A 15,460-nucleotide genomic window follows, 5' to 3' on the forward strand; every position below is an offset into this window, starting at 1 on the left:
CTCGAGTCAAGCCTTATTTTCAAAGGCTTTTCGAGGTTATCGACTTGGCTTTCTGCGTTGCCGCTTGCCCTGTCGATGGAGGCGCATTATAGGGATCTGGATCACGCTTGCAAGGGTGTTTTCGAATTAAATTCGCATTTTTGGTTCAACCGTTCACTAATCACCCAAAAAGCGCATTTATCCTGCAATAACACACCCGTTTGGCGAGCTCGCTATCCTCTATATTGCGTGGCGATGGTAGCAGATCTAAGGTTGTGGCGATTTGGTCTCTCTACATCTATATGCATGGTGATCGAGGTCACGCCTTCGGGTAACATAGCGCCCCTTTGCGATTCACACACTCTTGGGCTTTGGAGAGTTTAATGCCTTTTGCACTTGGCCAGCGTTGGATTAGTGATACAGAGACGGATCTGGGGTTGGGGACTGTCGTTGCTGTTGAAGGACGCATGGTTACCCTGTTGTTTCCGGCTACCGGTGAAAACCGTATGTATGCCAAAGAAGAGGCGCCGGTGACCCGGGTCAGCTTCAATGTGGGCGATCAGATCACCAGTCACGAAGACTGGACCATGACGGTCGAAGAAGTGCAGGAGAAAGGCGGCCTGCTTATATATGTAGGTGTGCGCACCGACAATAATGAGCCCGTTGCCCTCAAGGAAGTGTTTCTCAACAACTTTATCAAGTTCAACAAGCCGCAGGATCGCCTGTTCGCCGGTCAGATCGATCGGATGTCCCGCTTCACCCTGCGCTACGAGGCGCTGGTCAACCAGCACCAACGTCGTCGCAACCCGACTCGCGGTCTGGCCGGTGGCCGGGTCAGCCTGATCCCGCACCAGCTCTATATCGCCCACGAGGTGGGTCACCGCTACGCTCCGCGCGTACTGCTGGCCGATGAGGTGGGTCTGGGCAAGACCATCGAAGCGGGCATGATCATTCATCAGCAGCTGCTCTCCGGCCGCGCCCATCGCGTGCTCATTCTGCTGCCCGAAACGCTCCAGCATCAGTGGCTGGTCGAAATGTTGCGCCGCTTCAACCTGCACTTCTCCCTGTTTGACGAGGAGCGCTGCATCGAGGCGTTCGCCGATGCGGAGAACCCCTTCGAGACCGAACAGCTGGTGATCTGCAGCCTCGACTTCCTGCGCAAGAAGCGTCGTCGCTTCGAGCAGGTGCTGGAAGCCGAGTGGGATCTGCTGGTTGTCGACGAAGCCCACCATCTGGAGTGGAGTGAAGAGGCGCCGAGCCGTGCCTATGAGATGGTGGAAGCGCTGGCCGAACAGGTGCCGGGCGTGCTGCTGCTGACTGCGACCCCGGATCAGCTGGGCCACCAGAGCCACTTTGCCCGTCTGCGCCTGCTCGATCCCGAGCGTTTCTACGACTACGAGGCCTTCCTCGCCGAGGAGCAGGCCTATGGTCAGGTCGCCAGCGCAGCGCAAGAGCTGCTGGATGGCGAGACCCTGAGCGATGAAGCCAGACAGATCCTCGCCAGCCAGCTGGAAGGGCTGGACTTGAGCGATGCGACTGCCCGTCAGCAGGCGGTCGCCAAGCTGCTGGACCAGCATGGCACCGGCCGGGTGCTGTTCCGCAACAGCCGCGCCAATATTCAAGGCTTCCCCGAGCGTCACCTCAACGTCTACCCCATGCCGCTGCCGGAGCAGTACAAGACTGCCATCAAGGTGATGGGCATGATGGGTGGCAACGGTGGCGATCTGCAGACCCGTGCCCTGCGCTACCTCTACCCCGAGAAGATCTTCCAGCAGTTCGAAGGTGACAACGCCACCTGGACCCAGTTCGACCCGCGCGTCGAATGGTTGCTGGAGCTGCTGCTCTCTGCCCGTCAGCAGAAGGTGCTGGTGATCTGCTCCGAAGCAGCAACCGCCATCGCGCTGGAAGAGGCGCTGCGTACCCGTGAAGGGATCCGTGGTGCCGTGTTCCACGAAGGGATGTCGATCCTCGAGCGGGACAAGGCCTCCGCCTATTTCGCCCAGCAGGAGGGTGGCGCCCAGGTGCTGCTCTGCTCCGAGATCGGCTCCGAAGGTCGCAACTTCCAGTTTGCCAGCCATCTGGTGCTGTTCGATCTGCCTCTCAACCCGGATCTGCTGGAACAGCGTATCGGCCGACTGGATCGTATCGGTCAGCAGAATACCGTCGAGATCCACGTTCCCTATCTGGAAGGGACTGCCCAGCGCGCCCTGCAGCTCTGGTATCACGATGGTCTGGACGCGTTCGAGCAGACCTGCCCGACTGCCCGCCCGGTATTCGAAGCGGTACGTGAAGAGCTGTTCGAGCTGCTGGCCGCCAACACCGGCGATCAGGCAGCCCTCGAGGCCCTGCTGGTAAAGACCCGCGAACTGCACGAGCCGCTCAAGGCCCGACTGGAGCAGGGTCGCGATCGCCTGCTGGAGATCCACTCCAGCGGTGGCGCCGCCGCCCAGCAGCTGGTCGACAAGCTGGCCGCCGAAGATGACGACACCGGCATGATCTCCTTTGCTCTCAAGATGTTCGACGAGATCGGCGTCAATCAGGATGACCGTGGCGAGAACGCGCTGGTGCTGACCCCCGGGGATCACATGCTGGTCTCCAGCTTCCCGGGCCTGCCGCAAGACGGCATGACCATCACCTTCGATCGCAACACCGCCCTGTCGCGGGATGACATGGCGCTGCTCTCCTGGGATCACCCCATGATGCGCGGCGGTATCGACCTGATCCTCGGCTCCGAGATCGGTGCCACCTCGGTCGCACTGCTCAAGAACAAGGCGCTGCCCATCGGCTCCATCCTGCTTGAGCTGATCTTCGTTGCCGAGTCTGCGGCCCATCCCCAGCTCTACCGCTTCATGCCGCCGACGCCGATCCGTCTGCTGATGGACAAGAACGGCCAGAATCTGGGTGAGAAAGTGGCGTTCGATGCCTTCAACCGCCAGCTGACGCCGGTCAATCGCCACCTCGGCAGCAAGCTCGTGACTGCATCCCAACCGGTGATCCACGGTCTGATTGGCAAGGGCCAGGCCATTGCCGAAGAGCTGAAAGCCGGGATTGTCGACAAGGCCCGTGCCCAGATGGCGCAGACCCTGCAGCAGGATCTGGATCGTCTGGAAGCGCTCAAGGCGGTCAACCCGAACGTGCGAGACAGCGAGCTGGATTATCTGCGCAATCTGCAGGCAGAATTGCACCACCTGATCGATCAGACCCAACTCAAGCTGGATGCCATCCGCTTTATCGTGGTCACCCATAACTGACAAGGTACCGACCGACAGCGGCCAGACCCAGCTCAAACTGGATACCCAATGCCGCTTTGTCATGGTTACCCATAACTGATGGGGGCTTGCCCCCACCTTCTGATGCGAGACATTTATGTTTGAATACTCACCGCCTCTGGAACCCTGGCTCGATATCCTGTTCAAGGACAAGGACATCATGGTGGTCAACAAGCCCACTGGCCTGCTAAGCGTCCCCGGGCGCGGCCCCGAGAATGAAGACAGCGTCCTGCATCGGGTGAAACAACAGCACCCCAAGGCGGCGGCAGCTCATCGCCTCGACATGTCCACCACTGGCGTCATTGTCATTCCTCTCAATCCCAACTCTCATCGGGAACTGAGCCGACAATTTCGCGAGCGGGAGACCGAGAAGCACTACCTCGCCTGGGTGTGGGGCGAGCCGGAGGCAGAGTCGGGTCAGGTTGACCTGCCGCTCTGCGTCGACTGGCCCAACCGCCCGAAACAGAAGGTGGATCACGAGGAGGGGCGTCACGCTCTGACCCTGTGGGAAAAACTTAAAGTGGAGAACGGCAACAGCCTGATCAAGTTGACCCCCATCACAGGTCGCTCCCACCAGCTGCGCGTCCATATGCTGGAGCTGGGGCACCCGATCCTGGGTGACAACCTCTATGCTCATCCGGATGCGCTGGCGGCTGCCCCCCATCTCTACCTGCATGCGGCCATGTTGACCATCAGTCACCCCCGTAGCGGCGAGCGGATGACCTTCGAGGCGCCAGCTCCTTTCCCGGTCTGATCCCGCAAATCGCAGAGATAAAAAAGCCCCCATCGCGAGATGGGGGCTTTTTCATTAGGGTCAGACGCGAATATCGATCTTGCTTCCCAGAGAAGCGCTGGCCGATGTCGGTGCAACCGGCGCTGATTGCGCTGCGTTTTGCAGCAGCTTCAGCGCAGCTTCGCCCTCTTGGGTCTGCTGTTTCTTGGCCAGACTGGCCGTCATCAGAGCAGAACCAAACGACGCATTTGCAGAACTTGATATATCCATAGGGTTCCTCCTGCACTCAACAGTATCGGCCAAGCAGCCCCGAACATAAGCACTGAATGCAAAACAATCTGAAAGTCGCTTTTCTATCAATCAGATAGCAATAGCATTCATGGCCCCGGTTCACCGCTGGATGACGCCTTCAAGCTCCTGTGCCGTCATCGGCCGAAGCACCTTGCAAGGGTTGCCAGCCGCCACCACGTTGGCGGGCACATCTTTGGTCACCACCGAGCCTGCGCCTATAACGCTGTTGTCACCGATAGTGACGCCGGGGCAGATGACGACGCTGCCGCCGATCCAGACGTTGTGACCGATCCGTACCGGCTTGCCGAACTCGACACCCTTGATACGTGGCGCCACCGCCACCGGATGAGCGGCGGTGTAGATCTGCACCCCGGGCGCCAGCAGCACGTTGTCGCCGATATGCACCTCACAGACGTCGAGGATGGTGCAATTGACGTTGGCGTAGAAGTTCTCGCCGACGAAGATATTGGCGCCATAGTCGCAGAAGAACGGCGGATTGATGGCACACTCCTGGCCGCGGCTACCGAGCAGCTCGTGCAGCAAAGCATCCTGCGACGGTTTCTCCTGCCAGCTGGTGTTGAAGGTGTGATAGAGCCGGCGGCAGCGCTCGCGCGCCGCTTTCAGCTCAGGATCACCCGCATCATAGGGCTGCCCCGCCACCATCTTCTGCCACTCGGTACCGCGCACCACCTTCTCCATTACCTACTCCATCAGCCAGATCAGGGATTCATAAGGGCGCAGCATACCCGATTGCGGTTGGGCCGGGCTATCCGGGTAGTTGCCGAGCAGCAGCCGACCTTGCCCACTTTGCAGCTCGGCAGGCAAGGCAAACTCCACCGGCTCGCCGTAGAAGTTGCTCACCACCAGCAGGGTCTGACCGTTGGCACGGCGGGCATAGGCCCAGATCTGCGGGTGCCCCGTCAGCAGCTCCTGATAATCCCCCTGAGTGAAGATGGGGTGCGCCTTGCGAATGGCGATGAGATCCCGATAGTGCCAGAACACCGAGTGCTGGTCGGCCAGCGCCGCCTCGGCGTTGATCTCGGGATAGTTGGCGGCAGGCTTGAGCCAGGGCGTCCCGCTGGTGAAACCTGCATTGGCCGCTGCGCTCCACTGCATCGGCGTGCGCGAGTTGTCGCGGGACTTGGCGCCGAGAATGGCGAGGATCTCGGCCTCGCTCATCCCTTCCGCCTGCTTGATGGCGAAGATGTTGCGGCTCTCCACATCCTGATAGTCATCGATGTGCTGATAGCCGGGGCTGGTCATGCCGATCTCCTCCCCCTGATAGATGTAGGGGGTGCCTTGCAGGCCGTGCAGCGTACTGGCCAGCATCTTGGCGGCCACCACCCTATGCTCACCCTCGTCACCGAAACGGGAAACGATGCGCGGTTGGTCGTGATTGCACCAGAATAGCGCCGACCACCCCTTGCCATGCATGCCGCTCTGCCAGTGGTTGAAGATGCGCTTGAGTTCGAGGAAATCGAACGGCGCCTTGGTCCACTTGTCGCCGTTGGGGTAATCCACCTTGAGGTGGTGGAAGTTGAACACCATGGAGAGCTCTGAGCCGTCCAGCGCGCCGTAACGCTGGCAGTGTTCCAGACTGGTGGAGGACATCTCCCCCACCGTCATGGCGCCGACAGGAGCAAACACGTCGCGGCTCACGTCCTGCAAAAATTCGTGGATGCGCGGCCCGTCGGTATAGAAGCGGCGGCCATCGCCAATCTCGTCGTTCGGGAACGCCTGATCCTTAGAGATAAGGTTGATGACGTCGAGACGGAAACCATCCACCCCCTTCTTGGCCCAGAAGTGGATGATCTTTTTCACCTCGGCGCGCACCGCCGGATTTTCCCAGTTGAGATCCGCCTGCTCGCGGGCAAACAGGTGCAGGTAGTACTGACCGGTGGCCTGATCCAGTTCCCAGGCGCTGCCGCCAAACTTGGATTGCCAGTTGTTCGGCACGCCGCCATTCACCGGATCGCGCCAGATATAGTAGTCGCGGTAGGGGCTGTTCTTGTCCCCCAGCGCCGACTTGAACCAGGCATGCTCGGTGGAGGTGTGGTTGACCACGATATCCATCACGATGCGGATGTCGCGCGCGTGGGCGGCGGCCAGCAGCGCCTCGAAATCATTCATGGTGCCGTAGGCGGGGTCGATGGCAAGGTAGTCGGCGATGTCGTAGCCGTTGTCTACCTGTGGAGAGACGTAGACCGGAGTCAGCCAGAGGGCATCGACCCCCAGCGTCTTGAGATAGTCGAGGCGGGCCATGATCCCCTTGAGGTCGCCGGTGCCACGGGCAGCGGAATCCTGAAAGCTCTTGGGGTAAATCTGGTAAATCACGGCACTCTGCCACCAGGGTGTTTGGCTCATGGGTCTTTCTCTTGTCTCGAATATGAAATGGAGAGGGCGACCCGTTGGGTCGCCCTGATAATCAGTGTCAGGCGCTGGCTTGGGCCAACTTGCCAGCGGCTTGCTGGCGCTTGTAGACCAGCAGGGTCAGCACCACCGGCACCACGATGGCGACCAGCATGGCGATGGCAAATACCGCCCAGTATTGCGGCTGGATGGAGAGGATGCCCGGCAGGCCGCCCACCCCGATGCCGTTGGCCATCACCCCGGCGAAACCGCAGATGAGGGCGGCAAGGCTGGAGCCCACCATGGCGCACAGCATGGGGAACTTGTACTTGAGGTTGATGCCGTACATGGCCGGTTCGGTCACCCCGAGGTAGGCGGAGATGGCGGCAGGTACCGAGATCTCCCGCTCGTTCTCCTTGCGGCTAATCAGAATGATGCCGACGACCGCAGAAGCCTGCGCAATGTTGGAGAGGGCGATCAGCGGCCAGATTGGTGTGCCCCCCATGCTCTGCATCAGCTGCAGATCCACTGCGTTGGTGGTGTGGTGGATACCGGTAATGACCAGCGGTGCATAGAGGAAACCGAACAGGGCGGCACCGATGGGAGCAAAGGAGCCGGTCATGGCAGCCTTGGCAGCGAAACCGACGCCATCACCAATCCAGCGACCGAACGGGCCGATAAAGGCGTGGGCCACGATCACTGCCAGCAAAAGCGAGACAAACGGCACAATCACCAGATAGAGATAGGCCGGAATGATCCGCTTGAGGTTGGTCTCCACCCAGGCAAGGAAGACACCCGCCAGCAGCGCCGGAATGACCTGCGCCTGATAACCCACCTTCTGGATCACGAACAGGCCGAAGTCCCACACCTCGGGAGTCTGCTGACCAATGCCGTAGGCGTTCATCAACTGCGGTGACACCAGCGTCACCCCCAGCACGATACCGAGGATCTCGGAGCCGCCCATCTTCTTCACTGCAGACCAGCAGACGCCGACCGGCAGGAAGTGGAAAATCGCCTCGCCCAGCAGCCAGAGGAAGGCGTGTACCTGAGCCCAGAACTGGCTGATCTCGGTGAGGGTATGAGTGCCATCGTCGAACATCTTGATGTCGCCGATGACGTTGCGAAAGCCCAGGATCAGACCACCGGTGATGATGGCGGGCAGCAACGGTACGAAGATCTCCGCCAGATGGGAGATGCCTCGCTCCAGCGGGTTCATGTTCTGGCGCGCCGCCTGCTTGGCGGTCTCCTTGCTGCCACCGCTGACGCCGAGCTGCTCGGTCAGAGCCTTGTACCACTGCTCTACCTCGTTACCGATCACCACCTGGAACTGACCGCCCTGGGTGAAGCTTCCCTTCACCGCCGGGATGGTTTCGATGGCCTTGCTGTCGGCCTTGGCCGGATCGTTCAGGACGAAGCGCAACCGGGTCAGGCAGTGGCTGACGGTGGCGATGTTCTCCTTGCCGCCGATCTTGTCGATCAGGGTGGCAAGCTGCTGTGCGTTGATCTTGGACATGGGTCTTCCCTCTGTGACGCCATTGAATAGTGGTCTGTATCGCCCTTTTGAGCCAGTCTGTCGGCCGGAGCGTTTTTGGTATCGTTCCCATTTAGCATGCCGACAATCTGGCCAGATCGAAATGGGAACGTTCCCAATACGTGGCCAGCGTCACAAAAAGCGTACTTTTTGTTCAGTCGGAAGTGATGGGGCTCACAGGGCTCGGCAGGGGGCGATAGTCACCAGCGGAGGCTGATCCTGCTCAATCTGGCCGAGCAGCTGACGCGCCGCCTGCTCCCCTGCCCCCTTGTAGCCAAGATCGAGACTGAGGGCGTTGGGGAAGAGAAAGCTGAGCATGGGGTTGTTGCCAAGTCCGGTCACCAGCACCTCGCTACGCCCTTGTTCTTGCAGGTATTTTGCCGCACCGATGGCGAGGGTGTCGCTGGCGCAGACCAACGCCTGGGTGGAGGGGGTAAGCAGCTCGGCCGCCAGCCGGTAGCCGCTCTGCAGGCTGAGATCACCGAGGGCGCTGCGCGGGCGCAACCCCTGCTCTGCGCAGTAAGCGAGATAAGCATCTAGGCGGCGCTGGCCGGTGGTGAGATCCGAGGTATCCACCCCCAGATAGGCGATGTCGCGGGCGCCACGGCTTGCCAGCTGCGCCAGCATGGTGCGCACCGCACCGGCGTCGTCGAAGCAGACCGAGGAGAAACCGGGATATTCACGGGCGACTAGCACCAGCTTCTCTTTCAGCGGCGCCATGGCGGCATAGTCCAAGTCATTGAAGGCGAACAGGATAATGCCATCCACCCCGCGCCGCTCCAACACCGCCAGATGCTCCTGTACCTTGGCGGGGGAGAACTTGCTCTCCATCAGCACGGCATCGTAGCCACGCTGGTAGAGGGTCTCCAGCATGCCGCGCACCGCCTGATTCTCCGAGCTGGAGTCGAGCCGCGAGACGATGATCCCCACCACCTGCTGGCTCTGGCTGCGCATGGCCCGCGCCGACTTGCTCGGCACGAAGCTATGTTCGGCGATGATCTGCTCCACCCGCTCGCGGGTCTCCTGCTTCACCTTGGGATCCTGGTTGAGCACACGGGAGACGGTCGACTTGCCGACGCCACTCAGTCTGGCGATATCGAGGATGGTCAGTTTCTTGTCCATGAATTGGCTCACAGGAGGCTAGGCGGTGGAATTGCCCACATTGTTGTGATTAACCCCTGTGAATACAAGCCCATGGCGTTAGAATGCCCTTTTTGCCCCGCCGTCAGCGGTGTGTGGGCACAGCACAGGATGCCCATCATGGATCTGCTGGCCAGTCTGCTCTTCTCCCTCTCCATCACAGGCCCCATCTGCGTGGTGCTGCTGCTCGGCATCTTGCTCAAGCGGCTGGGGCTGCTGCCGGATCCCTTTACCGAATCCGCCTCGCGGCTGGTGTTTCAGGTCACCCTGCCCGCTCTGCTCTTTCTCAGTATTCTCGGTACCAACTTCGCCACCATGCCGAGCCTCTGGTTTATCGGCTATGGCCTGCTCGCCACCGTTATCAGCTATCTGGTGCTGGAGCTGCTGGCCGAGCGTTTTATCGGGGAGCAGCGGCTGCGCGGGATCTTCGTGCAGGGGAGCTTTCGCGGCAACAGCGCCATTATCGGGCTCGCCTATGTGCAAAACGCCTACGGCCACGAAGGGTTGGGGGCGGCGGCCTTCTATGTCGGCGCGGTGACCGTGCTCTACAACATTCTCGCAGTGATCACCCTCACCCGCAGTCTCGGCGGTGCCACCGGCATGCGCCCCATCCTGCTCGGCATCATCAAGAATCCGCTGATCATCGCCATTGTGGCGGCGCTGCCGTTTACCCTGCTCGGTATCAAGATGCCGCAACTGCTGCTCACCACCGGCAGCTACTTCGCCAACATGACGTTGCCGCTGGCGCTGCTCTGCACCGGCGCCTCCCTCAGCCTGGATGCTCTGCGTGGTGGTGCAGCCCTTGCGGGCTGGGCCAGCATCATGCGGCTCTGCCTCATTCCGGCTGCGTTCACTCTTGGGGCTGCCCTGCTCGGCTTCAGCCATCGGGAGCTGGGTATTCTGTTTCTCATCAGCGCCACCCCGACTGCCGCCGCCAGCTATGTGATGACCCGTGTCATGGGGGGCGACAGCGTGCTGGCAGCGAACATCATCGCCACCACCACCCTCGGTTCGCTGGTTACTACCAGCCTCGGGGCGACTCTGATGAACTACCTAGGGTTGATGTACTAACGGCTTGACCTTGCCGGAGGCGGCAGCTTTAGGCTGGCGCTCATCAACAGAGGAGATATTCCATGACCATCGAACTCACCGTGTCCGGCATGTCCTGTGGTGGCTGCGCCGCCAGTCTGCAAAAAGCGCTGCTGGCCCAGCCTGCGGTCACCACCGCGACCGTCGATTTCGCCAGCAGCAAGGCCGTCATCGAGAGCGATCTGAGCAAGGCCGAGCTGATCGCCCTGATCGAAGCCAAGGGTTTTTCTGCGAGTTAAATTATCTCCATAGAGGTATAAAACAGGTTAAAAATCTGTACTCACCTGTCTTTTGGTGAGTTTTATCACAGACCCGGGTTATTAAACGGGCAAACTTGCTGCGATTATTCCAACCATAAGGATTTGCAGCATGACCCTACCGATCCGCAAGACCCTGCTCGCCGCCGTCGTTGGCCTGACCCTCTCCCCCATGGCGATGGCGCTGCCCAACGTCCATATTCTGGCAACCGGCGGCACCATTGCCGGGGCAGGCCAGTCGGCTACCCAGTCCAACTACGAGGCTGGCAAGGTGGCTATCGAAACCCTGATCGCCGCCGTGCCCGAGATGAAGAACGTCGCTGACGTGCAGGGTGAGCAGGTAGTCAAGATCGGCTCCCAGGACATGAACGACGAGGTGTGGCTCAAGCTGGCCAAGCGGGTCAACGAGCTGCTGGCCAAGGATGACGTGGATGGCATTGTCATTACCCACGGCACCGACACCATGGAAGAGACCGCCTACTTCCTCAATCTGACCGTCAAGAGCGACAAGCCGGTGGTGCTGGTCGGCGCCATGCGCCCCTCCACCGCCATGAGTGCCGATGGCCCGCTCAACCTCTACAACGCAGTGGTGACCGCCTCCGACCCCGCCTCCAAGGGCCGTGGCGTCATGGTGGCGATGAACGACACCGTGCTCGATGCCCGCGACGTCACCAAGACCAACACCACAGGCGTGCAGACCTTTTCCTCCCCCAACTTCGGCCCGCTCGGTTACATCCACAACGGCAAGATCGACTATCAGCGCAGCCCGGCCCGCCTGCACACCAGCAAGACACCGTTTGACGTGAGCAAGCTCGACAAGCTGCCGCAGGTTGGCATCGTCTACAGCTACGCCAACGCCACCGACTTGCCTGCAAAAGCGATGGTGGATGCCAAGTTCGACGGCATCGTCAGCGCCGGGGTGGGTAACGGCAATCTCTACCACACCCTGTTCGATACCCTGGCCAAGGCGAGCAAAGACGGCATCCGCGTGGTGCGCTCCGCCCGCGTACCGACCGGCGCCACCACCCTGGATGCCGAGATCGATGATGCCAAGTACGGCTTCGTGGCATCCGGCACTCTCAACCCGCAGAAAGCGCGGGTGCTGCTGATGCTCTCCCTGACCCAGAGCAAGGATCCGGCCCAGATCCAGCGTTGGTTCCAGCAGTTCTGATAAGGGTTGTCTGACAAGTGACAAGCAAGGGCGGGACTTCCCGCCCTTTTCCATCCTGCATGCAATGCCACTTCGCCAAGCACCCGCCTCACCCATTACGTCGTTTGGCGAGGTCATCCTTTCCTTTTCCGGCCATCTTTTTCGGCCACCGCAGAGCGTTATCATCAAATTAGCGAGCCGGATCACCCGCTTTCACAAGCGCATCGCCGCCAAATTCATTACACTGCCAGCGATCTTATCCACTCAAGGAGTGCTGTTGCTGTATGGAAATATTGATCCTGCTGGGATTGATTTTGCTTAATGGCGTCTTCGCCATGTCAGAAATCGCCATCGTCACCGCACGCAAGGCTCGCCTCGGCAAGCTTGCCTCTGAAGGCAACCGCTCCGCCGCCATTGCCCTCAAACTGGGCGAAGACCCGACCCATTTTCTCTCTGCCGTCCAAATCGGCATTACCAGCATAGGTCTGCTCAACGGTATCTATGGCGAATCCCTGCTGGCCCAGCCCTTCTCCCTCTGGTTGCAGGAGTGGGGACTCCCGGCCAAGAGCAGTGGCCTGATCGCCACCATCATAGTGGTGGTGGTGGTTACTTATCTCTCCATCGTGGTAGGGGAGCTGGTGCCCAAGCGGCTCGGCCAGCTCAATGCCGAGCGCATCGCCTGTCTGGTGGCCCGCCCCATGCACTGGCTCGCCACCCTGACCCGCCCCTTCGTCTGGCTGCTGTCGGCCTCCACCAATGCCAGCCTGCGGCTGCTGCGGGTCAACCAGAACGGCAGCGCCAACGTTACCGAGGAGGAGATCCACGCCATGCTGGTGGAAGGATCGGAAGCCGGGGTGATCGAGGATCATGAACACACCATGCTGCGCAACGTCTTCCGTCTCGACGAGCGCAGCCTCTCCTCCCTGATGGTGCCGCGCAGCGATATCCGCTATCTGGATCTGGCGCTGCCGCTGGAGACCAACCTGCAGCGGCTGGTGGAGTATCGCCACAGCTATTTTCCGGTCTGCGACGGCAACCTGTCAGAATTGGTGGGTATCATCAATGTCAGCAAGGTGCTGCACGCCTATATCAAGGGGGAGCCCATCGATCTGGCAGCCCTGACCCAGGAGGGCAGCCTGCTGCCCGAGACCCTCAACGGCGTCGAGCTGCTCAACCACTTCCGCACCCACAGCGAACAGATGGCGCTGGTGGTGGACGAATATGGCGAGCTGCAGGGACTGGTCACCCAGCAGGATCTGCTGGAGGCGCTGGCGGGGGATTTCCAGCAGGAGGATGGCGAGGACAACTGGGCCTTCCGGCGCGCCGACGGCAGCTGGCTGCTCGATGGCCTGATCCCGCTGCCGGAGTTGAAGGACTGTCTGGAGTTGGTTCGTCTGCCAGAAGAAGAAAAACATCACTATCACACCCTCGGAGGGCTTATCATGCTGCTCCTTGGTCGTGTTCCACAAACCGGAGACCTGGTGACACTGGAACAGTGGCAACTGGAAATTGTTGACATGGATGGCCTGCGCATCGACAAGGTGCTCGCCATGCCCTTGACCGATCAACCCAGCTAACCTGCGGAGTTTGCAAGTATGGAGCAGTTTTACCAACTGGCTCACGCCTTTATGAATCACGATCTGAACACACTTTCCGATCCCAAGATGGCCTTCATGATCTGTGGTGTGATTCTGACGTTTCTGGTACTGGAAAACGGATTCATCCCTACCGCCTTTCTGCCCGGTGACAGCCTGCTGATCCTCACCGGCGTACTCATCTATCAGGATGTGTTGTCTCTCGGGGTGATCCCGCTGTTGATCATGGCCACCTTTGTCGGCACCTGGCTCGGTTACATGCAGGGACGCTTTCTCGGCCACACCCAGCTCTACCATCGGCTGATGTCCCATGTGGAAGAGCGACACCAGCAGAAGGTTTACCACCTGCTGGACAAGTACGGGATCATCACCCTGATAACCGCGCGCTATATCGCCTTCGTGCGCACCGCCTACCCCTATATCGTGGGTGCCACCGAACTGCCCCAGGGGCGCTTTCTCATCGTCAATCTGATCAGCTCCATCATGTGGATCTGCCCGCTGGTCGGGTTTGGCTACTACCTGAGCCACACCAAGCTGGCCGCCGAATACCAGACCCAGTTCTTCAACATCATCATCTATCTGCCGGTGGCCCTGCTGGTGGGTGGCATGGTGGCGCTGGTCTGGCGCTGGATCAGCAAACGCAGGGCTGCGCAGCCGCGGGATTGACCCCTCGCCCAACGCCCGACCCGAAAGCCCTCGCCAGAGGGCTTTTTTGATCGCCTATTTTGCGCAAATAGCAGAAATAGTCCCGCTCGGCCCTTGTAAAGCCGGGGTAAAAATGAGTGAATCTAGCGCCTTTTTTTGGATGGGAACGGAGTCGGTTGTATGTGGTGTCGGATTCGCGCAACAGCGCTGGTTGTCGGGTTGATGGGAATGCTGGGATTGCCTGCGGTCAGCGCGGCACCCAACCCTGCCAAACTGGAAGTACGCTCGAGCAGCGCCCTGGTCGTGGATGTAAAAACGGGCAAGACGCTCTACCAGAAGAATGCCACCAAGGTGCGTCCCATCGCCTCCCTCACCAAGCTGATGACAGCGCTGGTGGTGCTGGATGCCAAACAGAATCTCAACCAGACCATCACGGTCGACAAGAACGATCTGGACCTGGTCAAACACACTCACTCCCGCATCCGCATGGGCACCAAGGTGACCCGCCGCGACGCCCTGCATCTGGCGCTGATGTCCTCCGAAAACCGGATGGCCTCGGCACTGGCGCGTCACTATCCGGGCGGTCGCAGCGCCTTCGTGCGGGCCATGAACAACAAGGCCAGACAGCTGGGTATGCGAAATACCCACTTCTATGACTCCACCGGCCTCTCCACCCGCAACGTCTCTACCGCCCAAGATCTGGGCAAGCTGGCCGCCGCCGCCTATCGTCAGCCGCTGATCCGTCAGTTCACTCAGGATGAGAACCGGGAGATGCGCTTCAGCGCCCCCGCCTATAGCCTGATGTTCAACAACACCAACCCGCTGGTGAAAAATCCGGATTGGGACGTGCGCCTCTCCAAGACCGGCTTCACTGACGAAGCGGGGCGCTGTCTGGTGATGCGCGCCAAACCGGACAGCCGCGAGCTCGCCATCGTGCTGCTCAACTCGGTGGGCAAACGCACCCCTATCGGCGATGCCAACCGCATTCGCAAATGGCTGAAAAGCTGAGTAAATATTTCAACACAAAAGGATGCTGCGGCATCCTTTTTTATTGCCTGCAGAACGCCTCAGCAGGCCTTGCAGGATGTTGATAGCCAAACCCTGAGTGATGAGCTGCGCGCAGTCCCCCGCAGCAACAGCAGGCATACAGCGCGCCTATAGATGAGGCAAAGGGTGGTGAGGCGGTGCAACGATCAGAAGAACTGTGCGCAATCACAGAAAGGGGAAGAAATAAGGACAAGAACAGCCAGGTAAACGGGCGATCCACCCGCAACAGCGCACGGGGATCCGCACCAAAAAGTTAAATATCGCCCATAAAAAAACAGCCCCGACCGAAGTCGAGGCTGTCTGTATGGTGCGCCCGAGAGGATTCGAACCTCTGACCACCTGGTTCGTAGCCAGGTACTCTATCCAGCTGAGCTACGGGCGCTCA

Annotated in this window: 13 protein-coding genes and 1 tRNA gene; 8 read left to right on the forward strand and 6 right to left on the reverse strand. The window is 60.2% G+C overall.

Translation table 11 applies throughout. From position 1 onward, the window contains the following. The first annotated feature begins 362 nt into the window (after positions 1 to 362). Both rapA and rluA read left to right on the forward strand, forming a co-directional pair. Positions 363 to 3,230 (forward strand): RNA polymerase-associated protein RapA, encoded by a 2,868-nt coding sequence (rapA, locus tag AB5Y86_RS00735; RefSeq protein ID WP_368191756.1) that lies wholly within the window; start codon positions 363 to 365, stop codon positions 3,228 to 3,230. Positions 3,231 to 3,345: 115 nt separating this feature from the next. Next, on the forward strand, positions 3,346 to 4,002 hold the full coding sequence (rluA, locus tag AB5Y86_RS00740; RefSeq protein WP_042081022.1) for a bifunctional tRNA pseudouridine(32) synthase/23S rRNA pseudouridine(746) synthase RluA: 657 nt from the start codon (positions 3,346 to 3,348) through the stop codon (positions 4,000 to 4,002). A 60-nt stretch (positions 4,003 to 4,062) separates the two neighbouring features. Here rluA and AB5Y86_RS00745 read toward each other — a convergent pair whose 3' ends face one another. The 5 genes from AB5Y86_RS00745 to treR all read right to left on the reverse strand — a co-directional run bounded on the left by AB5Y86_RS00745 (position 4,063) and on the right by treR (position 9,274). Beyond that, positions 4,063 to 4,251, reverse strand: coding sequence for a hypothetical protein (locus AB5Y86_RS00745; RefSeq protein WP_005336040.1), 189 nt, complete (start codon positions 4,249 to 4,251; stop codon positions 4,063 to 4,065). A gap of 120 nt (positions 4,252 to 4,371) precedes the next feature. After that, positions 4,372 to 4,971 carry a sugar O-acetyltransferase gene (locus AB5Y86_RS00750; protein ID WP_368191758.1) on the reverse strand — a complete coding sequence of 200 codons (600 nt, stop codon included), beginning with the start codon at positions 4,969 to 4,971 and terminating at the stop codon, positions 4,372 to 4,374. A gap of 3 nt (positions 4,972 to 4,974) precedes the next feature. After that, entirely contained in the window at positions 4,975 to 6,636 is a 1,662-nt protein-coding gene (gene treC, locus AB5Y86_RS00755) for an alpha,alpha-phosphotrehalase (RefSeq protein WP_368191760.1), read from the reverse strand. A 67-nt stretch (positions 6,637 to 6,703) separates the two neighbouring features. Next, positions 6,704 to 8,134: a PTS trehalose transporter subunit IIBC gene (treB, locus tag AB5Y86_RS00760; protein ID WP_005336043.1), complete on the reverse strand. Its 1,431-nt coding sequence runs from the start codon at positions 8,132 to 8,134 to the stop codon at positions 6,704 to 6,706. 192 nt (positions 8,135 to 8,326) lie between these two features. Then, positions 8,327 to 9,274, reverse strand: a complete 948-nt coding sequence (gene treR / locus AB5Y86_RS00765; RefSeq protein ID WP_368191762.1) for a trehalose operon repressor TreR — start codon at positions 9,272 to 9,274, stop codon at positions 8,327 to 8,329. Between the two features lie 138 nt (positions 9,275 to 9,412). Here treR and AB5Y86_RS00770 point away from each other — a divergent pair, with 138 nt between their 5' ends. The 6 genes from AB5Y86_RS00770 (at position 9,413) to pbpG (ending at position 15,036) form a co-directional block, all read left to right on the forward strand. Next, positions 9,413 to 10,363, forward strand: coding sequence for an AEC family transporter (locus AB5Y86_RS00770; protein ID WP_368191764.1), 951 nt, complete (start codon positions 9,413 to 9,415; stop codon positions 10,361 to 10,363). A gap of 62 nt (positions 10,364 to 10,425) precedes the next feature. Continuing rightward, entirely contained in the window at positions 10,426 to 10,620 is a 195-nt protein-coding gene (locus tag AB5Y86_RS00775) for a heavy-metal-associated domain-containing protein (RefSeq protein ID WP_100654640.1), read from the forward strand. Positions 10,621 to 10,750: 130 nt separating this feature from the next. Beyond that, entirely contained in the window at positions 10,751 to 11,809 is a 1,059-nt protein-coding gene (ansB, locus tag AB5Y86_RS00780; RefSeq protein WP_335839969.1) for an L-asparaginase 2, read from the forward strand. A 263-nt stretch (positions 11,810 to 12,072) separates the two neighbouring features. Then, entirely contained in the window at positions 12,073 to 13,365 is a 1,293-nt protein-coding gene (locus AB5Y86_RS00785) for a hemolysin family protein (RefSeq protein ID WP_005336050.1), read from the forward strand. An 18-nt stretch (positions 13,366 to 13,383) separates the two neighbouring features. After that, positions 13,384 to 14,049 (forward strand): DedA family protein, encoded by a 666-nt coding sequence (locus AB5Y86_RS00790; protein WP_005343012.1) that lies wholly within the window; start codon positions 13,384 to 13,386, stop codon positions 14,047 to 14,049. 159 nt (positions 14,050 to 14,208) lie between these two features. Continuing rightward, the gene (pbpG, locus tag AB5Y86_RS00795) at positions 14,209 to 15,036 is read left to right on the forward strand and encodes a D-alanyl-D-alanine endopeptidase (RefSeq protein ID WP_368191766.1); all 828 of its coding nucleotides are present in this window, start codon (positions 14,209 to 14,211) and stop codon (positions 15,034 to 15,036) included. Positions 15,037 to 15,380: 344 nt separating this feature from the next. On the opposite strand, the gene AB5Y86_RS00800 is transcribed toward pbpG, so the two are convergent. After that, a tRNA-Arg gene (locus AB5Y86_RS00800) sits at positions 15,381 to 15,457 on the reverse strand. Between the last annotated feature and the right edge of the window lie 3 nt (positions 15,458 to 15,460).

The sequence above is a fragment of the Aeromonas sp. s8 genome, assembly GCF_040907785.1.
GTDB lineage: Bacteria > Pseudomonadota > Gammaproteobacteria > Enterobacterales > Aeromonadaceae > Aeromonas > Aeromonas veronii.